Source organism: Psychrobacter glacincola (assembly GCF_904846215.1).
Taxonomy (GTDB): domain Bacteria; phylum Pseudomonadota; class Gammaproteobacteria; order Pseudomonadales; family Moraxellaceae; genus Psychrobacter; species Psychrobacter glacincola.
In genome coordinates, this window is the sequence record NZ_CAJGZK010000001.1 from 20,935 (window position 1) to 44,088 (window position 23,154).

18 protein-coding genes are annotated in these 23,154 nt (G+C 42.8%); 13 read left to right on the top strand and 5 right to left on the bottom strand.

The window, feature by feature from the left end:
• The first annotated feature begins 116 nt into the window (after positions 1 to 116).
• On the top strand, positions 117 to 1,442 hold the full coding sequence (locus JMW90_RS00085; protein ID WP_201561099.1) for an iron-containing alcohol dehydrogenase: 1,326 nt from the start codon (positions 117 to 119) through the stop codon (positions 1,440 to 1,442).
• 322 nt (positions 1,443 to 1,764) lie between these two features.
• Positions 1,765 to 2,997 carry a peptide-methionine (S)-S-oxide reductase MsrA gene (gene msrA / locus JMW90_RS00090; RefSeq protein WP_201561100.1) on the top strand — a complete coding sequence of 411 codons (1,233 nt, stop codon included), beginning with the start codon at positions 1,765 to 1,767 and terminating at the stop codon, positions 2,995 to 2,997.
• Between the two features lie 137 nt (positions 2,998 to 3,134).
• Here msrA and folE read toward each other — a convergent pair whose 3' ends face one another.
• The gene (gene folE, locus JMW90_RS00095) at positions 3,135 to 3,731 is read right to left on the bottom strand and encodes a GTP cyclohydrolase I FolE (RefSeq protein WP_201561101.1); all 597 of its coding nucleotides are present in this window, start codon (positions 3,729 to 3,731) and stop codon (positions 3,135 to 3,137) included.
• A 362-nt stretch (positions 3,732 to 4,093) separates the two neighbouring features.
• Here folE and JMW90_RS00100 point away from each other — a divergent pair, with 362 nt between their 5' ends.
• Entirely contained in the window at positions 4,094 to 4,900 is an 807-nt protein-coding gene (locus JMW90_RS00100) for an enoyl-ACP reductase FabI (protein ID WP_201561102.1), read from the top strand.
• A 328-nt stretch (positions 4,901 to 5,228) separates the two neighbouring features.
• Here the strand turns inward: JMW90_RS00100 and JMW90_RS00105 are convergent, their stop codons facing one another.
• A complete protein-coding gene (locus tag JMW90_RS00105) occupies positions 5,229 to 5,390 on the bottom strand; it encodes a hypothetical protein (RefSeq protein WP_201561103.1) in 162 nt (53 codons plus the stop codon).
• 403 nt (positions 5,391 to 5,793) lie between these two features.
• Between JMW90_RS00105 and JMW90_RS00110 the strand changes: the two genes are divergently transcribed.
• The 5 genes from JMW90_RS00110 (at position 5,794) to JMW90_RS00130 (ending at position 14,337) form a co-directional block, all read left to right on the top strand.
• Positions 5,794 to 6,813, top strand: a complete 1,020-nt coding sequence (locus tag JMW90_RS00110; RefSeq protein ID WP_201561104.1) for an alpha/beta fold hydrolase — start codon at positions 5,794 to 5,796, stop codon at positions 6,811 to 6,813.
• Positions 6,814 to 7,022: 209 nt separating this feature from the next.
• Positions 7,023 to 7,619 carry a DUF1543 domain-containing protein gene (locus tag JMW90_RS00115; RefSeq protein ID WP_201561105.1) on the top strand — a complete coding sequence of 199 codons (597 nt, stop codon included), beginning with the start codon at positions 7,023 to 7,025 and terminating at the stop codon, positions 7,617 to 7,619.
• A gap of 486 nt (positions 7,620 to 8,105) precedes the next feature.
• Complete coding sequence (gene hrpA, locus JMW90_RS00120; protein WP_227691802.1) at positions 8,106 to 12,392, top strand: ATP-dependent RNA helicase HrpA; 4,287 nt, start codon at positions 8,106 to 8,108, stop codon at positions 12,390 to 12,392.
• A 263-nt stretch (positions 12,393 to 12,655) separates the two neighbouring features.
• The gene (locus JMW90_RS00125) at positions 12,656 to 13,861 is read left to right on the top strand and encodes a CynX/NimT family MFS transporter (protein ID WP_201561106.1); all 1,206 of its coding nucleotides are present in this window, start codon (positions 12,656 to 12,658) and stop codon (positions 13,859 to 13,861) included.
• A gap of 20 nt (positions 13,862 to 13,881) precedes the next feature.
• Positions 13,882 to 14,337, top strand: coding sequence for a GlcG/HbpS family heme-binding protein (locus JMW90_RS00130; RefSeq protein WP_201561107.1), 456 nt, complete (start codon positions 13,882 to 13,884; stop codon positions 14,335 to 14,337).
• A gap of 428 nt (positions 14,338 to 14,765) precedes the next feature.
• On the opposite strand, the gene JMW90_RS00135 is transcribed toward JMW90_RS00130, so the two are convergent.
• Positions 14,766 to 15,680, bottom strand: a complete 915-nt coding sequence (locus tag JMW90_RS00135; protein ID WP_201561108.1) for a DMT family transporter — start codon at positions 15,678 to 15,680, stop codon at positions 14,766 to 14,768.
• Positions 15,681 to 15,926: 246 nt separating this feature from the next.
• Here JMW90_RS00135 and JMW90_RS00140 point away from each other — a divergent pair, with 246 nt between their 5' ends.
• Positions 15,927 to 16,610 (top strand): DUF421 domain-containing protein, encoded by a 684-nt coding sequence (locus JMW90_RS00140; protein WP_201561109.1) that lies wholly within the window; start codon positions 15,927 to 15,929, stop codon positions 16,608 to 16,610.
• A 52-nt stretch (positions 16,611 to 16,662) separates the two neighbouring features.
• On the opposite strand, the gene JMW90_RS00145 is transcribed toward JMW90_RS00140, so the two are convergent.
• Complete coding sequence (locus JMW90_RS00145; protein ID WP_201561110.1) at positions 16,663 to 17,256, bottom strand: AAA family ATPase; 594 nt, start codon at positions 17,254 to 17,256, stop codon at positions 16,663 to 16,665.
• Positions 17,207 to 17,965 (bottom strand): nicotinamide riboside transporter PnuC, encoded by a 759-nt coding sequence (gene pnuC / locus JMW90_RS00150; protein ID WP_201561111.1) that lies wholly within the window; start codon positions 17,963 to 17,965, stop codon positions 17,207 to 17,209. The genes JMW90_RS00145 and pnuC overlap by 50 nt, the downstream gene beginning before the upstream one ends.
• 319 nt (positions 17,966 to 18,284) lie before the next feature.
• Here pnuC and JMW90_RS00155 point away from each other — a divergent pair, with 319 nt between their 5' ends.
• The 4 genes from JMW90_RS00155 to lysS all read left to right on the top strand — a co-directional run bounded on the left by JMW90_RS00155 (position 18,285) and on the right by lysS (position 23,107).
• Positions 18,285 to 19,430 (top strand): beta-ketoacyl-ACP synthase III, encoded by a 1,146-nt coding sequence (locus JMW90_RS00155; RefSeq protein ID WP_201561112.1) that lies wholly within the window; start codon positions 18,285 to 18,287, stop codon positions 19,428 to 19,430.
• A gap of 392 nt (positions 19,431 to 19,822) precedes the next feature.
• Complete coding sequence (gene prfA / locus JMW90_RS00160; protein ID WP_201561113.1) at positions 19,823 to 20,911, top strand: peptide chain release factor 1; 1,089 nt, start codon at positions 19,823 to 19,825, stop codon at positions 20,909 to 20,911.
• 39 nt (positions 20,912 to 20,950) lie between these two features.
• Positions 20,951 to 21,439 carry a hypothetical protein gene (locus tag JMW90_RS00165; protein WP_201561114.1) on the top strand — a complete coding sequence of 163 codons (489 nt, stop codon included), beginning with the start codon at positions 20,951 to 20,953 and terminating at the stop codon, positions 21,437 to 21,439.
• Between the two features lie 123 nt (positions 21,440 to 21,562).
• Entirely contained in the window at positions 21,563 to 23,107 is a 1,545-nt protein-coding gene (gene lysS / locus JMW90_RS00170; protein WP_201561115.1) for a lysine--tRNA ligase, read from the top strand.
• Positions 23,108 to 23,154: the final 47 nt, after the last annotated feature.

Sequence of the window (23,154 nt, forward strand, 5' to 3'; positions counted from 1 at the left end):
TAGTTTACTTTATATAGAAGTTGATACTTTATATTATTCAAATAGTATGTTAGTCGGTGAGTTACAACGGTCATTATTGCCATTAAAAGTATCATTAAAAAAGGATTTTTGTGCCCATGAAAAAACAAAACAGTATTGCCAAATTGGTAAGTAGCAAATTAGTTAGCACCGATGGATTACAGCATGCAGGCTATGTAGCTGTTGCCAAGACTCGTGCTAAAGTACTAAAAGCTGTTGCTTATGTTATTCCAATTAGAAGACCGATGTTATTTGTCGGCGAGAGCTCTTGTGATGAGCTATGCGACATGCTCATTAATGAAGGTAGCACCAATGTCTTTATCGTGACTGATGCAGTACTAAATAAGCTCGGCATACCAGCCAAAGTCACTGATTATCTAGATAGTAAAAATATCAGCTATAAAGTCTATGACGGTATTACGCCAGACCCTACTTTTAAAGTAGTTGAAGAAGGACTACGTATATCCGTTGATGCTAAATGCGACTCGATTATTGCCATCGGTGGTGGTTCGGTCATTGATGCCGCTAAAATGATTGCCATGTCACAGGGCAATCATTGTAAGCCGCAGCAGCTTATAGGCATTCTTAAAGCACGAAAGCCTTCTGTGCCGTTGTACTGTGTCCCTACCACTGCTGGCACTGGCTCAGAGGCGACACTTGGTGCGGTTGTATCAGACGATAAAACCCATCAAAAAGCGCTGTCTATCGACCCAAGAATGGTGCCATTAGCCGCCGCTATAGACCCTGTTATCATGAAAGGGATGCCGGCTCATATCACAGCGGATACGGGTATCGATGTGTTGACCCATGCGTTAGAAGCTTGGATGAGTGCCAACGCTAGCGTAGAGACCGATTATTATGCTGCCTCTGCGGTGAAATCAGTTATGCAGAATCTGCCAATAGTATATAAAGACGGTGGCAATCTAAAAGCCAGAGAAGCAATGGGTATTGCGGCTCACTACGGCGGTATCGCCTTTAACAAAGCGGGTCTTGGTTATGTCCATGCTATCGCTCATCAGCTCGGCGCGTATTATAGTATTCCTCATGGTCGCGCCAATGCCATCGTGTTACCTTATGTACTTGATGTCAATCGTCAAGCGAGCAGAAAGAGACTGGCGGAGCTGGCTAGAAAAACGGGTATGGTTAAGGATGGTCAAGCGGGCAAGAGTAATGCTGTGATTGCAGATCATCTTATCGCTCAAGTTCGTGAATTGATCGCCACTTTAAATATCGATCCAACGGTGAAAGATATGAAAACCACCGACTTTGATAGCATTGCTAAAGCCGCAGCAAAAGAAGTCAGTGATACCTATGCAGTGCCAACATATTTGTCTGCGTCTGAGATAAAAGACATCTTGATGAAAATTAAGCAGGCAAGTGAAGATGCTGCCGGCACTGATGCTAAGAGCGATAAAGTTGCGTAGATGATTTGCTAAATGAATATAGTCCGTTCAAAATAAAAGCGATACGATGATAATAACGTGCTATTGACTATGATTTTTCTTGCTTGCTGTTCGCAGGCGTGACAGAGGCTGCCAAAAATTTATAGCCAACAGCACTGTATCGTTTTTAGAATGAATCGACTATAACCTAGTGATGATTGAATAAAAAGCTTATTGCCGAAAGGTAATAAGCCTTTTTTATGACCGTTAATTCAATATGGTGTATATAAACAACACTTTAGGAATATTTCTGTGACACCTAAGGGTTACGATTATTACATGATATTACCCTTAGGAGCCTTTCATGACACACCGATTATTAGTGAATTATAAATTACCAGCTAAAGTCGTGGGCATGGCGATAGTAGCGAGCAGTGCCTTTTATGTTGGTTGTGCCTCTACTGAAAATACGCCTACTGTCAAAGACATTTCCGTTAGCAATCCTTATGCGCCTACTGATCCCAACCTAGCAGTAGCGACTATCGCTGGTGGTTGCTTTTGGTGTGTCGAGGCAGGTTATGAAAAGATTCCTGGCGTGGTAGAGGTGGTATCAGGTTATACAGGTGGCGAATCTAAAAACCCAACTTATAAACAAGTATCAGCAGGTGGTACGGGTCATACGGAAGCGGCTCAAGTGTATTATGATCCGACCAAGATTACCTACAATGGTATCGTTCAAGCGCTATGGCGGATTGCTGATCCTACCGATGATAAAGGTCAGTTTGTAGATAGAGGCACTCAGTATCGTCCGGCTATTTTTTACAACAACGAGCAAGAAAAGCAGATCGCTGAAGCTGCTAAGCAATCGCTACAAGATTCTGGTGTCTATAAAAAACCAGTAGTGATTGAGATTGTGCCCGTCAGCAAATTTTATCCAGCAGAAGAGTATCATCAGGACTATTACAAGAAGAATCCACTACGTTATAAGGCTTACACGTTTAACTCTGGTCGCTACCAGTTCATTGAAAGTGTCTATGGTAAAAAATATGAGTTGGATTTCGACCAATTCAAACCGACTGTAACCAGTGCAAAGTCAGGAATGACAAGTAAGGCTGTAAACGGCAAAACAGGCGCTGGTTTTAATCCAGAGACATTTGTAAAGCCGACACAAGCTGAGCTGAAAAAATCACTAACTGACATTCAATATAAAGTCTCTCAGAAAGATGATACTGAGCGCGCTTTTGATAACGAATACTGGGATAATAAAGAACCTGGACTGTATGTCGATGTGGTATCAGGTGAACCATTATATTCGTCTCGTGATCAATACAAGTCTGGTACAGGTTGGCCGAGCTTTACCCGTCCACTGGATGCTAGCTTGGTCGTAGAAAAGCCAGATCGAGGGATATTTGGCACCCGTACTGAAATTCGCAGTCGTTATGCAGACTCACACGTCGGTCATGTGTTTGACGATGGTCCGGCACCGACGGGCAAACGCTATTGTATGAACTCAGCGGCAATGCGCTTTATTCCACTTGCACAGATGGAATCAGCAGGCTATGGCAATTGGATCAATGACGTAAAATCAGCTGGCTAGGCGTGATTTTTCGTCACTGTTTGACGATCTTCAATTGCTTTTCAGCGCAGTTCAATTATTGAAAAACTTGCATAATTGCCATTAAAAAAGGATACCTAATTAGGTATCCTTTTTTTAAATTTAACGTTTTTAGTCTATTAAAAAGCAGGTTTACGCTTCGGTACAGCATCTAAGAACTCATTGCGCGCTTGATTATCATGTACATACTCACCCAGCATAGCTGTACTACGCGTCGTCGAGTGCTGTTTATTCACACCGCGCATCATCATACACATATGGGCCGCATCCATGACCACAGCCACACCGCGGCAACCCGTCACATCCATAATCGTTTGTGCCACTTGCTCACTCAAATTCTCTTGAATTTGCAAGCGACGAGCGAACATGTCAACGATACGAGCAAATTTAGACAGTCCTAACACTTGACCGTTTGGTAAGTAACCAATGTGTGCAACACCATGAAACGGCAACATATGGTGCTCACATAATGAATAAAATTCAATGTTTTGTACTAACACCAACTCGCGATTGGTCGATGGAAATACCGCGCCATTGACCACCTCATCTAAGCTTTGATGATAGCCTTTGGTCAAATGCGCAAACGCTTTGGCGGCACGTATTGGAGTGTCTTCAAGTCCTGGACGATGCAAGTCCTCACCCGTTGAAGCGATGAGCTGACGATAGGATTCGATGCTTTGTTGGTAATCTGATGTTATTGTTGCGGTATTGCTCATAAGTTTGGCAGCCATCCAAAATGTGGGTGTAGCTTAACGCTAAATCCTCGGTTACAAACAACGGTTGTAAAGGATTTTTATAAAAATTGTGCAAGCTGGGAGGGCTGTGATTATACTTGAAATCTCCTTAACTTCATACTGCTGTGGCTAGTAGTTAACTGTTTTATCTATATTAGATGGTATCATTAAGCGCGATCAGGCATGAATACAGTGTAAGCAAATACAGTTTACGACTGTTTACTTAAATCAATTCGTGTATAATAATTCATCTTTCAATTTGTATGTTCACTCGCTATTTATTAGCCAACTATTAAAAATAATTGATCATTTAAATCACCTAAATTGACTTAAAAGGAAATATTATGCTACTACAAGGACAGCGTTTTGTCGTCACCGGCATCGCCAGCAAACTATCTATCGCCTGGGCAATTGCTGAAGCACTACATCGCGAAGGTGCCTCGTTAATTTTGACTTATCCCAATGACAAAATAAAAAAACGGGTAGATATGGCGGCTGAAGCGTTTGAGGCGGACTTAGTTCTTGAGTGTGACGTGGCATCAGATGAGTCTATTGCTGCTTGTTTTGAGCAAGTCACTGCACATTGGGGCGATGGTATTAATGGTGTGGTACACGCGATTGGATTTGCGCCGATGGATCAGCTTGATGGTGATTTTGTCAATGCGACAACCCGTGAAGGCAGTCATATTGCGCATGATATCTCAAGCTATAGCTTCGTCGCGTTGGCAAAAGCCTCGCGTGAGCTGCTTGCTATGCGCCACGGCTCGATGCTGACGTTGACTTATGAGGGTAGTATTTCAGTATTGCCAAACTATAATGTCATGGGTATGGCAAAGGCGAGTCTTGAAGCCAGTGTTCGCTATCTTGCAACTTCGATGGGTGGTGAGGGTATTCGGGTCAATGCGATTTCTGCCGGTCCTATTCGTACACTTGCGGCAAGTGGCATCAAGTCATTCCGTAAAATGCTCGATATCAGTGAAAAGATTGCACCTCTTCAGCGTAATATCACTCAAGCTGAAGTTGGTAATGCCGCGCTATTTTTATTATCGCCGTGGGCATCAGGCATCACCGGCGAGATTATGTTTGTTGATGCAGGATTTAATACGGTTGCCATTAGTGAGCAGCTCATGATGCTTGATGAGCAAAAATAATTAAAGGGCAATGCTTGGCGATATATAGTGAGTGATAAGGAAGGCAGCCAATCGGCTGTCTTTTTTGGTTATACTATGGGCTTTAGGATTTCAGGCGATTATTTGGTACTGCTTTTGCGCTGGGAGTGCCGTAGGTGCCTTTTTATATGCCAGAGTGGGCTATGGCGCGTTGTTTTTACCCATTACTATTGTTTTGAGTGCAGCATTCGTTTACAACTATGTATCAGACAACCTACCAGAAAAAAGACAACCAAAACAAAAAAAGCACCCATCTGTTTGATGAGCGCTTTTTTATTTTTAAACTTTATTTCAATGAAATCTATGTAGATTATTTGTCGTCGTCTTTATGATCTTCGTGTTCGTGCATGCCCTGCATCATATCGAGAGCTGAGTCATCGGTACGCTGCTGATCTTCTTTGGCCAATCCATCTTGATTGATGTCTTGTCTTGCCATTTTCGTCGTTGAGTCAGTCTTATTGTCGTCTGCCATGAGAGGCTCCTATTTGTTTTTATTAACGTTCTTCACTGGCTAAGTATGTGATACAGCTTATGAGTTGTACAGGGAAGATATGAGCATATTTAGTGACAGTATGTAACTTTGTATCAATCTGACTCATGGTTCTTTAAAATATATTTAAAAGCGCATTATCATTGCTACGTTCGTGGTGGGTTTGTGGGCGTATTTTTTCTTACTATTGCTTAATAATTAAGAAGGTTATAAGCAAAAAATCCAATGTTTAAGTGACTCTTGAACATTGGGTTTTTCATTTACTCGTAGCAATAATGTCTGTATAAAATACTTATCGTTTGCTCTCTTGTAGGCATAAGCAAAAGCATTCGAATCGTTTTTATAAATAGTAAATAATGTCATCTCATTAAATGGAATTGATAACATGGCACAACGGTTAGTAAAAACTATTATTTATCTGCTCCTTGCTGTTATTGCACTACTAGCTGCGCTCATAGCCTTTTACTGGGCACCTGATCGTAGCGTGGCTGAGCTTAAGCAATGGCAACTGCCTAACAGCGAGTTTATCGCTATTCAAGGTATGCAGGCTCATGTAGTGCAATCAGATAAGTGTGATGTTTATCGTAGCAAAGCGTCAATGGATCAAGCGATTAATGCTGGGAAATCACTGCCCGAAGCTGTCGTTTTATTACATGGAACATCCGCAAGTTTGCACACTTGGGAAGGGTGGACGAAAGCGCTAAGTGATGAATATTGTGTCGTCAGTATGGATTTACCGGGTTTTGGTTTGACGGGTCCCTATATAGATGAGACCACAAAGTATAGTAGCGCCAATTACGCTAAATTCGTCGTTCAAGTGCTTGATCGCTTGAATCTAGACCAAGTGACAAAAGCGACAAAAGTGACATTAGCAGGCAACTCTTTAGGTGGCAAAATCGCGTGGCGTACAGCCGCTCTTTATCCTGACCGTGTTGATAAGCTTATCTTAGTTGATGCCGTTGGCTATCCCGCGACGCCCAAACATGTGCCAATTGGTTTTAAGCTGGCAAAGTATCCTGCATTGACGCCTATATTAAGTCATATATTACCTCGAGAGGTGGTTAAAAAAAGCGTGCTTAGTGTTTATGCCGATGATACCAAGGTCGATGAAGCATTGGTTGATCGATATTATGATTTGGCGCTGCGCCAAGGCAATCGCCAAGCATTAAATCGGCGTTTGCAAGAGACTGATAATAACAGTGACCAAGCACAAATTAAGCAACTGGATTTGCCGACCTTAATTATTTGGGGCGCACAAGATGACCTTATTCCCGTTGAGAATGCGACGTTATTTCATCGCGATATTGCCAATAGTCAGCTCAAAATATTTGATGATTTAGGGCATGTGCCGCACGAAGAAGATCCGCTGGCAACGGTTAACGTAGTCAGAGATTTTTTGAAGTAGCCACTCAAGCTTATCGAGCTGACCAGTAACTATAGTCAAAATACTCTAAAAACGCTACGGTGCTGCGGGTATAAATTTTTTGCAGCCTCTGTCTGCATAGGCACAGCAAGCAAGAAAAATTGATACCCGCAGTACATAATGTATCGATATTACTTTTTACTAACTATAACTACTAACTGACTAGGTTTGTCTAATAAGGAACGTATAAGATGCCAACCCTATATATGGTTCAGCTAGGTGGTCGTCCTAAAGGGCGATTGATTGAGCAACATGAGATATTTTTCGGTGTAGCCAATCAGGTTAATGAGTTGATAGTAGATATCAATAACCATTGGCCTGAGGTCAAAAACAAATGGCATATTGATTCGTATCGAGCGATTACGCGAGTTGATAATTATACTATTAGATTGGTGGAATCAAGCCAGCAAGTAGAGAATACCAATGATTTAAAACTATTTTTTATTAATCTCGGCGGCTATCAGCAGGGCAGTTTTGAAGAATTTCATTACAAGCTCCTCATTGTTGCTACCAATCAAGCGGAGGCGATTAGACAAGCAAAGCAGAGTGAATTTTATAAACGGTTTACTTTTAAAGATAAATCATCAGCTTTTAACGCCGCCTCACATATTGATGACAAGTTTGAGGTAGATATAGATGACATTTATAACGTCAACGATCTTATCTCAAATATTAAAATTATTATTGAACCTCTTGCTAGAGCACTTGATGAAGCGATAGATGAGGTAGAAGATAAAGAATACGTAGGGTATTTAAGTATTAAGAATCTTAAAAAATTAGCACTGTGATAATATTGATGGTCGCTTATATATTTGTGCTTTTTCAGATATACAGTCTAATCACTTTATATATAGTTAAAATATCTCAAAAACGCTACAGTGCTGTTGGTATAAATTTTTTGCAGCCTCTGTCTGCATAGGCACAGCAAGCAAGAAAAATTGATACCAGCAGTACTTGATGTATCGATATTACTTTTCTCTGACTATAGCTGATTCATTTTAAAAACGATACAGTGCTACTGGCTATACTTTTTTGTAGCCTCTGTCACGCCTGCGAACAGCAAGCAAGAAAAAAGTATAGCCAATAGCACGTTATTACAATCGTGTCGCTTTTATTTTGAACGGACTATATTTGAGAGATTTCTGGTTATATTATGGATTTGAGAGGGTCTCTAAGCATTAGCGATAGTATAGACCATAGACGAGTAACTTGAATCATAGCCCAATTATCCCCATAATCTAACCACTTCCAAATAATAAATAGCCTAAGTAAATATGCCTGATACTTCAAAAGAAAATCAAGAACACAGCCAGTCTGTACCAGCGAAAAATCTGAACGCCGATACAAAAAACACGCAGAAAGAGAGTGTAGATACTCAACGGGCTATTTCTGTGTCCAATTTACCTGTGCTCGCAAAAGATGAGTATTATCTCAGTCGCTTGGAGCGTGAGCTGGCACGTGCATCATTATCTAAAAAACCGACATTTAAAAATCCTGCTGCTAATAAAAATACCAATACAGATAGCAAACACCATGCTAAAGACAGCAATGATTTGGATAAAAAACGCGCCCAATATGAACAGTTAAAAACGCGCTCACAACAAGCGGTGCAAGCGCGTATAGATAGCATTCCAGATAGGCTGGCAGAGAAGCTGAATCAGGATTTGCCTGTTAGCCAACGTGGTGATGATTTGATTCAGGCCATCATCGATAACCAAGTGATTATCGTCGCTGGTGAGACCGGCTCTGGTAAAACGACTCAATTGCCAAAATTGGCAATGTTAGCAGGGCGTGGTATACGTGGGCAGATAGGGCATACACAGCCGCGAAGATTGGCAGCTCGCAGTGTTGCTAACCGAATTGCGGAAGAGTTAGGTGAGCAACTGGGAAACACTGTCAGCTTTAAAATTCGCTTTAATGAGCAGGGCACGGTACAATCAGTCGTTAAGCTGATGACTGATGGTATTTTGCTGGCTGAATTGGGTCATGATCGCTTTTTGAGTAAATACGATACCATTATTATTGACGAAGCCCATGAGCGTAGCTTAAATATTGACTTCATTATGGGTTATCTTAAAAAACTGCTACCCAAGCGCCCAGATCTAAAAGTTATTATCACCTCTGCAACCCTCGATACCAAACGCTTCAGTGAATATTTCAGCCGCTATGACAATAAGCTAAAACGGCAAGTACCTGCGCCGATTTTCAACGTTGAAGGACGGAGCTTCCCTGTCGAAGTACGTTATCGTCCGTTGACGGATGAGCCAGTAACCAGCTCGGATGATGACAGCTATGACGATTTTGAAGAAAATCTGCCGCGTGCGGTCGTTGCTGCAGTTGAAGAATGTTTTAGCGATGCACAAAATAAAGGTCATGCCGACCAAGCAGATATATTGATATTTGCAGCGACTGAAGCTGAGATACGTGAGCTACAAGAAGTGCTTGAGCGTCATGGACCTAAGCACACCGAAGTATTGCCGTTATTTGCACGGCAGACCTACGAAGAGCAGCAGCGTATCTTTCAGCCTTCAGGTCGTGGTCGACGCATTGTCATCGCCACCAACGTCGCTGAGACGGCATTGACCGTACCCGGTATTCGCTATGTGATTGATTTGGGCTTTGCTCGTATTTCACGCTATTCGTATCGCTCACGTGTACAGCGTCTGCCGATTGAGGCCATCTCGCAAGCGGCAGCCAATCAGCGTAAAGGTCGCTGTGGTCGTGTTGCGCCAGGTGTTTGTATTCGTCTTTATAGCGAAGAGGATTTTACTGGTCGCCCTGAATTTACAGAACCTGAGATTTTACGCACCAATCTGGCTTCAGTTATTTTGCAGATGGCAAATCTGCGCCTAGGAAGCGTCGATGACTTTGAATTTATTGAGCCGCCTGACAGCCGTTTGGTGACTGATGGGCATAAGCTGCTCAATGAGCTTGGTGCGATTGTCGAAAAAGATGAGCAAGCAGTTAGCCATGTAAGTAATAAGTCAAAACGGCAAGGTCTTGATCATTTAAAATTGACTCGTATCGGACAGCAGATGGCACGTATGCCAATCGATCCAAGGCTGGCGCGTATGCTAGTCGCTGGCTCCGACTTTGACTGTATCCGTGAAATGCTGATTGTGGTTGCCGCGCTTGCGGTTCAAGACCCACGCGAGCGTCCCGCAAACAAGCGCACTCAAGCCGATCAAAAGCATGCAGAATTCCGCCAAGATGATTCCGACTTCTTATTTTATCTAAGTTTATGGAAAGCATTGTTTGAAAAAGACGAAGACGGTAATAAGCTGTCTGGCAATCAGCGCAAACAGTTTACTAAGAAAAACTACCTTAGCTTTCCGCGGGTACGTGAGTGGCACCAGACCCATCGCCAGCTGGTGCAAATGGCAACCGAGCTGAAACTGATGGATGACGTTAGTAATACCAAATCTAATACTGCAAATAGTGAATTGGCCAATAGTGATCCAACGGGCGTTGATGATGAAGCGCTAAAAGCGGTGAAGTATGCCAACTTGCATCGAGCTTTATTAACAGGCTTATTGTCCATCATTGCCCATAAGACCGAAAATCGCGGCGAATATTTAGCAGCACGCCAGCAAAAAGCCAAAATATTCCCGGCAAGTACGGTATTTAAGCAAATACCGCCGTGGGTCATGGCGTTTGAGATGGTCGAAACCTCACAAGTTTTTATGCGCACCGTTGCCAAGATTGAACCCGAATGGATTATCTCTGCGGCAGGTAGCCTATTAAAATATCATTACTTTGAGCCACATTGGTCGAAAAAAACTGGTCGCGTCAAAGCTTATGCTCAGATTAGTCTGTTCGGTCTTATTATTATCAGTAAGCAGCTGACCAACTATGAGCAAGTCAATTTAAGCGAGTCGCGTGAGATATTTATCCGTGATGGTCTGGTTACTGGAAATTTAGGTAGACAAGCACCGTTCTTACAGCATAATATGGATAAAATTGCTGACATTGAACGCATTGAGGATAAATTACGCCGCCGTGATTTATTGGTCGATGAAGAATCCTTGTATCAGTTTTATGACAACAAAATCCCTGAGCATATTGCGAGCCGTAAAACGTTTGAAGACTGGCGTGCTGAGGTTGAAAAATCCGACACTCAGTATCTGTTCTTCACCGATGAGGACGTACTTAATAGCCAAGCACCGACTACTGGCGACTTCCCAGAAGTGTGGAAACTTGGCGATTTAAAGCTGCCACTACGCTATATCTTTGATCCCGCAAGCGATGATGATGGGGTAACCATCCGTGTGCCACTTGTCGCGCTACCGCAGCTTGATGCGATTGAGCTATTATGGGGCGTACCCGGTTGGCGTTTTGAGCTGGTATTGCAATTATTAAAATCATTACCAAAAGATATTCGTCGTCAGATTGTACCTATTCCTGATACTGCCGACAGCTTGTTTGATGAGTTGCAGCCTGCGGGTGGACAGGGGTTACTAAAACAGCTTTGCCAAGCACTCCATCGCCGTGGCATTATGTCAGTCACTACAGAGCAGTTTAACCCGTCTAGTATTGATCGTTATTTGCAGCCGCAAATCTGCGTAGTCGATGATAAGAACCGTATCATCGAAAAGGGTCGTGATCTACAAACATTGCAGATTCGCCATGCCTCTCAGACGCGCCAAGCGGTAAATGAGCAGCAAGGGGCGCACACAGAATTTCCTGAACATTTTGCCTTTAGTAAAAACCATCATAGCGCAGGCGTGGTCATGAAACAGTTTGCCGCTTTGGTGGCTGACGAGGCAGGTGAAGCGGTATCTATCCATCAATATACCGATGTCAACGCCGCATTGCAGGCGCACCGTATTGGGGTCTTAACCTTAATCAAAAGCAAACTTGGCTCAAAGAAAAAACAGCTCACCAGTCAAGTTGATAATATATTTAAGCTGGCATTTGCCCCGCTTGGTGATATGGAAAAGCTGAAAACTATTATCATAGATGCAACTTTAGATGCAGCGCTTGAAGAGCACTATGTATTGTTTGATCATACGCTAGAGCTACCTGAGAGTGCAGATGATATGGCAGTTGGGCTTAGCGAAGAGTTGCCATTTACTCCTGAAGAATACAGCCAAACGCTCGATGTAGTGCTAAGTAACTTTTTGCTGATCGGTCAAACCATTATAAAAACGCTCAAAAATGTCTATACGCGCTGGCAACGTATCCGCCAAAGCTTGCTAATGCTTGATCGCGAGATATTTGGCGAGTCTATCGAAGATATTGAAGATCAGCTAGCCGATTTGCATTTGGCAGATTTTGTTTACCGTATGGATTATAGTCACTGGCAGCAGTATCCACGCTATCTGGAGGCGTTAGAGATTCGTATCGACCGCCTTGAGCACAATATCGAAGCCGACCTCGATGGTGTCTATGCACTCGACTTGCATATGGAGCGACTGGCAGGACGCGCTAATGATAAAGCCATTAGCGATTACCGCTGGATGGTTGAGGAGTTCCGCATTCAACTGTTTGCTCAGCCGATGAAAACCCGTATGGCCGTATCGCCTAAGCGTCTTGGTAAGATATGGGATAAAATGAGTTAGGACAAAATTAAGTACTTTAATAACTGTTTGCAAGTTTTTACGGTCATGCGTTTAGTTGCTATCTCCTAAAAGCATGACACTATTGCCTCTATTATCAAAAAGATTATTCAACCGCTTATATAAATATCTTAGACATTATCATGACACTGGCTGCTAAGCTCATACCTTACAAGCCTTTCCAGAAGTAATACATATCGAAGAGGTCGCCGTGACGCATTGGCTTTTTGTCGATGCTTTTATCAATAATGGACTTCTCTGTATTTATGAGTACTGATCATATCTCCACGACTACTCGTCAGTCGTTACTGACGCTGTATTGGCCTATGGCCGTGATTGCTGCACTGGCAATGACACTACGCCCATTATTAACCTCCACAGGTCCTCTGCTAGAAGAGATTCGCCTGACTACCGGTATCAGTCTGCAAGCGGCGTCATTGCTTGTGGTATTGCCTATGCTATGTATGGGTATTTTTCCTCTTTTGCTGCCTTGGATTGGGCGGCGTCTGAGCGAAAACGCTTGGATAACAAGTGGATTATTTGCCATTGCTTCAGCCAGTCTATGGCGTTTATGGTTGGGCAGCAGTGCGGCATTGATTGCCAGTGCGCTAGTAGGCGGTACGGGTATTGCTATCGTACAGTCGATGGCACCAAGTATAGTCAAACGCTGGTATACCCAGCGTGTGCCACTGGCTATGGGTATTTATTCGGCGGCACTCATGGCGGGCGGCGGTATCGCAGCCACATTAAGCCCAGTGGTCGCGCAGCATTATGACAGTTGGCAATCGGGACTGAGTATATGGTTATTGCTGCCCGTCATTGCTTTATTGTTGTGGTGGCTAAGACCTAAAGAGATATTAGAGAGCAAAACCAGTAAGCAATCAGTCAATTTTTTTAGCAATCGCCGTGCGTGGTTGCTTGCCAGTTATTTTGGACTGGCCAATGCAGGCTACGCTTGTATGATTGCTTTTTTACCCACTTATGCACGTGGCTTGGGCTTTAGTGCAGAGAATAGTGGTGAGCTTATCGGCATTATGACGGTCTTTCAGGTGATCGGTGCGCTTGGCGCGCCTGTATTCTCATCGAATCGGCTAGATCGCCGCCCGTGGTTATTTTTTGCAGTGGGTATTCAAGTGGCCGGTTTTGTAGGGTTAATGCTGCTACCAGCCTCGCTGCTGATTCTTTGGGTCGCTATGATTGGCTGTGGTCTTGGGGCCTGTTTTTCTTTGACGTTGACAGTCGCGCTTGATCATCTGTCATCCCCTAAATTGGCTGGTACCTTGACCGCATTTGTACAAGGTATTGGCTTTATTATTACCGCAATTATTCCGTACTTTGCCGGATTTTTGCGTGAGTGGTCAGGTAGCTTTCAAGCCGTTTGGCTGATGCTGCTTATCACGTTGGTGATCATGCTGATTGTTACTATGAAGTTTGCACCTGAGAGTTATGCAAAGACAATGAATTATTCATAAAATCAAATCAAGGATTGAAGATGGGAATTACAGCTATGGATAGCGTCTCTTGTACTGAGACACAAGAGACAAAAATCTCGTTACTCACAGGCGAGATGGCACAAGATATGGTGAATGCTGCATTTATAGAGTCCAAAAAACACGGTCTGATGGTATCGGTGACGGTGGTCGATCGTTCTGGACAAATACTGGCTTTTTTGAAGGATCACCGAGCGGGCGTGCACACTATTCGCTCAAGTTATAAAAAAGCCTACACAGCCAATTCGCAAAAAAGAGAAACAGCGGTTATCGCTAGAGGCGTTGCGGACGGTAGTATTGCTGCCGACATCAGATACCTTGATGAAAATATACTGATAATGCCGGGCGGTATTCCGGTTTATATTGATGGTATTGTAGCTGGTGGTATCGGTGTGGGCGGTGCACATGGTAATGAAGACGTGAGTATTGCTCGCGCAGGCTTAAGTGTTTTAGAGTAAATACATAGGGCAAGTACTATGCACTAATTTTTAATTATTCATAATATTGAAACAGTGCGCAGGTGTACCCTATAAAATTTTTACCAAACAATACACGTATAAATAAAATAAAAAAAGGCTGGATTAGCGATTGCTAATCCAGCCTTTTTACGTTAAAAAACTAGGACGTAATTTTTAACTTTGGCTAGACCGTAGTGGTCATCATACTCATACCGGTAAATAGATTGAAAGCAATGACGGGCTCAAATACAGTCAGTGAAAAGTAATATCGATATCATATGTACTGCTGGTATTAATTTTTCTTGTTTGCTGTGCTTAGGTAGACAGACGCGTGCAATAGTTATCTAAGGCGGCATTTATCACTATGGCGATGTCGCATCAAATGAGCATTATAGGCAACATTTCAGCATAAGCGCCTTATATTGTGATTAATATCGCTGTTTATTTAAAATAAAGACCAATACTGCGCTCAAGATAACCGTACTTGCTATTATAAAAGTTAAAGTGATCGGCTCGGACAAAATCACTACGCCCAGTAACGCTGCAAGCACCGGCACACAAAGCTGTATAACGGCCGCCTGCGTATTTTTTAATAAAGGCATTGCCATATACCAGATGCTATAGCCGATGCCAGAGGCAATGGCCCCTGATGTACACGCCAACCATATCCCCTCCATGGTGATACTGTTTAAATGAATGAGTTGCACATCCATAATGTTTTGATATATAAAACCCGCGACTAATAATATCGGTATCGCTAGCAGACTTCTGATGAAATTAAAACCTGTGGCTCGCAGCGGTGAGAGACAGGTCTTACCGCGTATGCTATAGATACCCCACGCTACACCACTGATGGTCATCAAAATGGCAGCGAGTAATGACGGCATCGCCGCCGACGGTAGCATCAAATAGACAAACCCTGCGATAGCTACAACAAAGGCAATCCACTGCAAATGACTCAATGTCTCCTTTTTATAAATACCCCAACCAATCATGGTGAGCTGAACCGCTGAAAATAAAATCAGTGCTCCCGTACCAGTCTCAAGCTCGACATAAGCAACTGAGAAGCACAGCGCATAAATCCCTAAGCTTATGCTGCTCAGCCAACTGCCTTTTTCGCTTAATAGTCTGTTATCAAAGGGTTGACCAATCTTTGATGCTCGATATCGTAAGTAGTAGATCTGAGATGCCATGATAATCCCCAAGCAGACCGCCGCGCTTGATAGGCGGATGATAGTGAAGCTCCAAGCATCTATGTCACCCTCTGCTAACGCCATCCTACAAAACAAAGAATTTGCTGCAAAGGCTATTAACGCCATCAGGGTATAAAGCGTGACTTTCAAAAATAATTCCTACAATCAGTCAGTGAGATTTTGCATAAAATAGAATAGCTTTAAATATAGTCAGTCCTAAATAAAAGACATACAGATGTTATCAAGCACTGCTGAAGTTAATTTTTCTTGCTTGCTGTAGCTAGCCGACAGAGGCTGCGAAAAATTAACCCCAGCAGTACTGTACTCTTTTAAAAGTGGATCGACTATAGCGTGGTTTTGATGCCATCATTAAAAATAATAATAAGGGAAAAAAATATGGATTGGTCAAGTATCTTTATTCATGACACAACATGGGCATTTGCTGCTGAAATATTAATACGCGTCATTATCATGTTTGTGCTGATCATTTCATTTTTGCGCTTTACCGGCAAGCGCGGCGTTCGACAGTTATCTATCTTTGAGCTGACCATCATATTGTCACTGGGCTCTATCGCAGGTGACCCGATGTTTACCGAGGATTTACCGATTATCCAAGCGGTACTCATTATGAGTACGGTGATACTGCTTTACCGACTCTGTACATGGGGCATGATGAAGTATCAGCCTTTTGAATATCTTTTGGAAGGGAAGTCCTTATATATCGTCGAAGATGGCATGCTTGTACACGACAAAATAGCAGAGGGGAAAATGTCACATGATGAGTTTTTTGCAGAAATGCGCCAACAGGGGGTCGAGCACCTAGGTCAGGTTCGTACCGGTTTACTTGAAACGGATGGCGAATTCAGTCTGTTATTATATCCACCTGATGACACCGGCTATGGCTTGCCGCTTTTTCCTAAGCAGTATCAGGCAGTCGATAAGATAGAGCCTGGGATTTATTATGCTTGTATGTATTGTGGTTATGTCAGCTATCTCTCAAATCCCAATCAAGTATGCCAGCGCTGTGAAAATGACTGCCGGAATTGGGCAAGAGCTTTAAACACTAAGCTCGTTAGATAGTCATTAGCGCACTATCTGACAATGCTTACTAAATAGCCTAAGCATTGTTATTTTATTCGGCTGACTCAAGCAACTTTACTATCTGTTGAACACGCGCTTCTCGATTACCACCAATTACTCGAAAGGATTTGTTGTGAGTCGTTAGCTGATCAGAAAAATAAGCGCTTATCTCATCTCGCTGATGCGGGCTATCGCGCAAGTCATCAGCGACCCAAGGCGTATCGACATCGGTTAATAGTATCATGTCATAATGATGCGCCAATGCTGCTTGGGTAAGCGCTTCAGGGCAATCGCTATAGTACCAGTTGGCATAGACCATGAGCTCAAACAAGCTGGTATCGCAAAATAAATAATGGCTGTTATCGGATGTTTGCGCGGCTTGTTCGGCGAGTTTATTTTCTAACTCAATCTGACCTTGTGCAATAGGTAGCAAATCCTCCCACGTACAGGTCAGTTGCTCGTCGTCCCATTTAGCTTGCAAGTAAGTGCGCATATATTCTGGTACCCAAGGACAACCAAAATGGGCGGCTAGGTCACGGCACAGTGTGGTTTTGCCCGTACTTTCTGCGCCTAAAACGGCAACCTTGATGACGGATTTAGGCGTATGCTGTGTGAGGTTGTGTGCGGTAGCGTCGTTGCCATTCATAATAAGCCCAAATTGCGATAAGAGTAAATACGACGTATTGCAGTGCGGTAAAGGTCAAACCTTTATAGAAATAGAGCGGTACTGAGATAGCATCAGCGACGATCCATAGCAGCCAATGCTCAATCTTGCGCCGTGCCATCAGCCACATCGCCATCAAAAACAGTGCCGTAGTCAAGATATCAGTATAGTCAACCCACGTAAATAAATGCACACCGAGCTCAGCACCATCGAAGCTAAATTGATTGTTAATAACGGGTCTAAAATAATAAACCAGACCAACAAAAGCCATGGTCGCCGTGGCCAATAATGCCAATATGGGTACGTCATTTTTATTTAAACGTTCTACTTGGATAAGATTTGGGGCATTAGTGTTTTTAAGCTCAGGGCTTTGTTTACGCTGCTGAGCGGTCGGATTTATAGGGTCTCGATGCTGGGTAAGTTGTTTATTTTTTGACCAGTTTATCCAGCCATAAATACTCATAACGCTATAATAAGCATTGATAAACATATCACCAAACAATTGCCATTTCCATAACAGATAGACAAATATAGCGGTGCTGACCAAACCAATAGGGAAGACCAAAATATTGGTTTTGCTGGCGAGTAGTACGCTGGCTACCCCAAAGATAACCGCAATCAATTCCAACCCGATAAACAAGGTCGGATAGTCGGCATACTGACCAAACAACCCATTCAAAAGTTCCACCATTGTCATTCCAAAATAGATAATAAGTTTGATATCTCTTAATAGAGAGGTAGACAATCAAAATGCAGACCAATTATTGATGCAAATAATACAAGTAAGCAAGGCTGATTATAGCGCAGCTGCCGCAAGATGAAGCCAATCTTTACTTATTCTTGGCAAGAAGCTAATTATTTGTAACAAACTATTAGAAAAATAATAATATTCAGGCATAATAAAGGCACTTATTTTAAGTTTACAGTCATTCACCGAAAATTAGACGACTGTTGTTTTCCTTCACCTTATGCTTATATCAAGCCCATAGTAGTAGACAAGGAAGCGTATCATGACGACTTGTATCACAGGAACCGGCCTGTATATCCCGCCTTTTAACATCAGTAATGAAGAACTGGTAGAGTCCTTTAATCAGTATGTTGAAAATTATAATACAAAGCACGCGGCTGACATTGAAGCAGGTACAGTCACAGCAATTCAGCCTTCATCAGCAGCTTTTATCGAAAAAGTATCTGGCATCAAATCACGCTATGTGATGGAAAAAGACGGTATCTTAAACCCTGACATCATGGCGCCTGTTATCGCTTATCGTAACTTGGGCGAAGAGCTGTCTATCATGGCAGAAATGGGTGTGGCCGCGTTAAATGACGCCTTGGCTGATGCAGGACTTGAGGCCAATGACTTAGATGGTATCATCCTTGCTTGCTCAAACTTTCAGCGTACGTATCCAGCCGTCTCTATCGAGATTCAAAACGCGATCGGTATGATTGGTGGTTTTGCTTATGATATGAATGTGGCTTGTAGTGCCGCGACTTTTGGTCTATCACAAGCACATGGTTCTATCGTCTCAGGTCTTGCCAAACGCGTCGCTGTGGTCAACGTTGAGATTACATCCGCTCATCTGAACTGGCGTAACCGTGACAGCCACTTTATTTTTGGTGATGTTGCAACTGCTTGTATCGTAGAAGATCTCGATACACCAAAAGGCTATGAGATTCTAAACTCTAAGTTATTTACGCAGTTTTCGACCAATATCAAAAACGAATACGGATTTATGGATCGCTCAGAGTTTTTGGCCGCGCAAACAGAGATGTATCCGGATCTTAAAGAACCTGTGACTGATAAGTTATTCTTACAAAATGGTCGTAAAGTCTTCCGTGAGGTCTGTCCAAAGGTTTCAGAAATCATCACTGAGCATTTGCAAGAAAATAATATACCAACCTCTGACGTAAAAATGATGTGGCTACATCAAGCCAATGCCAATATGCTGGACTTGATTTTGCGTACGGTCATCGGTAAAGAAGCAGACAAAGCCATTGTGCCAAGTGTCATTGCAGAATTTGCCAATACCAGCTCAGCCAGCCCGATGATTGTATTCCATCGTTATAAAGACGAGCTAGCATCTGGTGATTTGGGTGTCATTTGCTCGTTTGGTGCCGGTTATTCTATTGGGTCGGTAATCGTTCGTAAGGTGTAGTTTTTAACTTTGAACCTCATTAAATCTCAATTAGCATCAAAATAGCCAAGAATATTCTTGGCTATTTTTTTATCCAAAATTTAAGCAAAGTTTGTTTTGTAGCCAAATTATCTGGGAAAAGTAATATCGATACATCAAGTACTGCTGATATTAATTTTTCTTGCTTGCTGTGCCTATGCAGACAGAGGCTGCAAAAAATTTATACCAGCAGCACTGTAGCGTTTTTGAGATATTTTAACTATAGCCAAATTATCTGGGAAAAGTATTGATATTGTGGTAGCGGTAGAAAAGTTTGTCCATATATTGACAAGATTGCTGAGAGGTTTTAATTTAAGCGCAAAAATTTGCTATAATCACGGTCTTATTTCAATTATTCAATTAAAAGTCCTTTTATGAAAGAATCCTTACGCCTGCGTTTAGACCAGATGGTAGACCGTTATGAAGAGGTCACTGCCTTATTATCAGACCCGAGTGTCATCAGTGATAACAATAAATTCCGTGAATTGTCCGTTGAGCATAGTGACTTGATGGATATCACCACTTTATGGCAGAACTATGTGGGTGCAGAAACGGATCAGGCTGAGGCAGAAGCGATGCTAAAAGAAGCGTCAGATTCTGACATGAAAGAGATGATGCAAGAAGAGATTGACAGTGCTCGCGATACTATCGTAGAGATGGACGAAGCACTTAATGTCATGATGCTGCCAAAAGACCCTAATGATAAAGTGCCTGCATTTTTGGAGATTCGTGCAGGAACGGGCGGTGATGAAGCGGCAATTTTCTCTGGTGATTTGTTCCGCATGTACCAAAAGTATGCGCAAGCTCAAGGTTGGACTTTAGAGATTTTGTCAGCTAATGAGGGTGAGCATGGTGGTTATAAAGAAATCATTACCCGTGTGTCTGGCAATAGTGTTTATGGTCGCCTAAAGTTTGAGTCAGGCGTGCATCGTGTTCAGCGTGTGCCTGATACTGAAAGCCAAGGTCGCGTGCATACGTCAGCCTGTACCGTCGCTGTCATGCCTGAAGTTGAGATTGATGATACCGTCGATTTGAATCCGGCTGACATTCGTTTTGATACCTTCCGCTCAAGCGGTGCCGGTGGTCAGCACGTGAATACCACCGACTCAGCCGTACGTTTGACACATATACCAACGGGTACCGTGGTAGAGTGTCAACAAGAACGCAGTCAGCATAAAAACCGTGCGCAAGCCATGAAAATGCTGATATCCAAAATTCAGCGAGTCAAAGTACAGGCTCAAGTGGATGCAGCAGATACGATACGTCGGGATTTGGTCGGTAGCGGTGATCGCTCAGAGCGTATCCGTACTTATAATTTCCCACAAGGTCGTATGACCGACCACCGTATTAACCTGACTTTATATAAGCTTGATTCGATTATGGAAGGTGACTTGGATGAAATCCTTGATGCACTGTTACGTGAGCATCAAGCGGACTTGATGGCAAGTATTGGTGGTGCTTAATAAGAGCTTCATTAGCTCATAAAATAAGAGGCGTACGCCATGCATATGATAACCAACTCATCGCTACTATTACCGTTTAACAAAATCGTATTTATTATTGGCACGATGTTGATGGCGTTTTGGTTATCTGCTTGTAGTGTCACGCCTTTATCAACACCAGTCGTACAGCCAGAGCAGAGCGATAGTAGTGTAACGACTAATACCGCAACGACTAATAAAAATGACCCGTTTTCTTATCAAGCCTGTGTTTATCCGCCTAATGAGGTGGTACAAGCGTGCACGGCAAAGGGTGGCGCGTTTTTACAGCAAGGTCGGCTTGCTTGTTATCAATGTGTGGTGAGTTATAGCGATGCAGGAAAAACCTGCCAAGACAGTACAGACTGCCAAGGCAAGTGCAAAAATACCGGTGAGTTCATTAAGAATGGTGCTAAAAACCAGTCTGGGCAATGCGCTAGTGACAGCAGTGGTTTTGGCTGTTATCAAACCATAGAAAAAGGTGTGGCACAGCCCGCTATCTGTGTCGACTGATCGTGTTGTTTATGTTGAATACTAACCATAAATAAAGTATTTAGCCACCTGAGTGTAAATATTTTATTTTACCTTTATAGTTTTCGTTTATTCCTTTAATTATCTAATAATTTTGAGAGTGTTATGTCAAAGCCCAACAATCAAAGTCAGCAAAATAATCAAGAGCAAATCCCAGAAGACGCCAACGAGCTGATTGCTCAGCTTCAAGCTAAGCTGGATGATATCGTCGCTTCGGGTAAACAGCCTTATCCAAATACTTTTAAGCGCACGGATTATGCTCAAGACTTGCAGACGGCTTTTGAGGGTATCTCAAAACAAGAAATTGCTGATAATGATGCTAAAGGCGAAAAAACACAGGTCAATGTCGCCGGTCGCGTCATGCTCAACCGTGGGGCGTTTATTGTTATTCAAGATATGACTGGTCGTATCCAATTATACGTAGCACGCAAAGAGTTAAATGAAGAGACACTAGCCGATATCAAATCGCTAGATTTGGGTGATATTGTTGGCGTATCAGGTTATATCGGTCGCTCAGGTAAGGGCGATTTGTATGTACATATCGAAGAGATACAGTTATTGACCAAAGCATTACGTCCAATGCCAAATAAGTTTCATGGTTTAGCTGATGTGGAAGCCCGTTATCGCAATCGCCATCTGGATTTGATGACCAATGAGACGACCCGTGATACTTTTATGGTACGCAGTCAAGTTATTAGCGGTATTCGCAAATTTATGTTAAATGAGCGTTTTATGGAAGTTGAAACGCCTATGATGCATCCTATCCCAGGTGGTGCGGTTGCGCGTCCATTTGTGACCCATCATAATGCGCTTGATATGCCTTTATATCTGCGTATCGCGCCTGAGCTTTATCTAAAACGCTTAGTCGTTGGTGGCTTTGAGAAGGTATTTGAGATTAACCGCAGCTTCCGTAATGAAGGGGTTTCAACCCGACATAATCCTGAATTTACCATGATTGAGTTTTATCAAGCTTATGCCGATTATCATGATTTGATGGATTTGACTGAGCGCTTATTTAACGAATTGGCGACAGATATCTTGGGAACGACTGAGATTACCTACCAAGAAGAAGCGATCAGTCTAAAAGCGCCTTTTGAACGTCTATCTATGTCTGACGCGATTGCTAAATATGCAGAAAATTTCGATATGGCACGTATCAATGATCGTGAGTATCTCGCAGAGTACGCATCGACGACGCTAAAGCAGCAAGTAAAAGATGTCTTTGGCATAGGTAAATTGCAGACGATTATTTTTGAAGAAACCGCTGAGCATCAATTGCGTCAGCCAACCTTTATCACTGAATATCCTGCTGAAACGTCACCGTTAGCACGCCGCAGCGATAACAATCCTGAGATTACCGATCGCTTTGAGCTGTTTGTTGGTGGTCGTGAATTGGCCAATGGCTTTAGTGAGCTAAATGATCCGGCGGATCAAGCTGAGCGTTTCCACGGTCAGGTCGCTGAAAAAGACGCTGGCGATGATGAAGCGATGCACTTTGATGCAGAATATATCGAAGCCTTGTCTTATGGCTTGCCACCGACCGCAGGTGAAGGTATCGGTATTGATCGCTTAGTGATGCTATTGACAGACTCTGCCAGTATTCGTGATGTGATTTTATTCCCACATATGCGCCGTAAGCTTGAGGGTTAGAGATAGTTTGCTTGCCATAAGTCCACACTGGTACTAAACTGAACATA

Coding starts and splice junctions, on each gene's coding strand:
- JMW90_RS00165 (WP_201561114.1), top strand. CDS start 20,951: ATGCATATGATAACCAACTCATCGCTACTATTACCGTTTAACAAAATC.
- folE (WP_201561101.1), bottom strand. CDS start 3,731: ATGAGCAATACCGCAACAATAACATCAGATTACCAACAAAGCATCGAA.
- JMW90_RS00130 (WP_201561107.1), top strand. CDS start 13,882: ATGGGAATTACAGCTATGGATAGCGTCTCTTGTACTGAGACACAAGAG.
- prfA (WP_201561113.1), top strand. CDS start 19,823: ATGAAAGAATCCTTACGCCTGCGTTTAGACCAGATGGTAGACCGTTAT.
- hrpA (WP_227691802.1), top strand. CDS start 8,106: ATGCCTGATACTTCAAAAGAAAATCAAGAACACAGCCAGTCTGTACCA.
- JMW90_RS00085 (WP_201561099.1), top strand. CDS start 117: ATGAAAAAACAAAACAGTATTGCCAAATTGGTAAGTAGCAAATTAGTT.
- JMW90_RS00100 (WP_201561102.1), top strand. CDS start 4,094: ATGCTACTACAAGGACAGCGTTTTGTCGTCACCGGCATCGCCAGCAAA.
- JMW90_RS00125 (WP_201561106.1), top strand. CDS start 12,656: ATGAGTACTGATCATATCTCCACGACTACTCGTCAGTCGTTACTGACG.
- msrA (WP_201561100.1), top strand. CDS start 1,765: ATGACACACCGATTATTAGTGAATTATAAATTACCAGCTAAAGTCGTG.
- lysS (WP_201561115.1), top strand. CDS start 21,563: ATGTCAAAGCCCAACAATCAAAGTCAGCAAAATAATCAAGAGCAAATC.
- JMW90_RS00105 (WP_201561103.1), bottom strand. CDS start 5,390: ATGGCAGACGACAATAAGACTGACTCAACGACGAAAATGGCAAGACAA.
- JMW90_RS00140 (WP_201561109.1), top strand. CDS start 15,927: ATGGATTGGTCAAGTATCTTTATTCATGACACAACATGGGCATTTGCT.
- JMW90_RS00145 (WP_201561110.1), bottom strand. CDS start 17,256: ATGAATGGCAACGACGCTACCGCACACAACCTCACACAGCATACGCCT.
- JMW90_RS00155 (WP_201561112.1), top strand. CDS start 18,285: ATGACGACTTGTATCACAGGAACCGGCCTGTATATCCCGCCTTTTAAC.
- JMW90_RS00115 (WP_201561105.1), top strand. CDS start 7,023: ATGCCAACCCTATATATGGTTCAGCTAGGTGGTCGTCCTAAAGGGCGA.
- pnuC (WP_201561111.1), bottom strand. CDS start 17,965: ATGGTGGAACTTTTGAATGGGTTGTTTGGTCAGTATGCCGACTATCCG.
- JMW90_RS00110 (WP_201561104.1), top strand. CDS start 5,794: ATGGCACAACGGTTAGTAAAAACTATTATTTATCTGCTCCTTGCTGTT.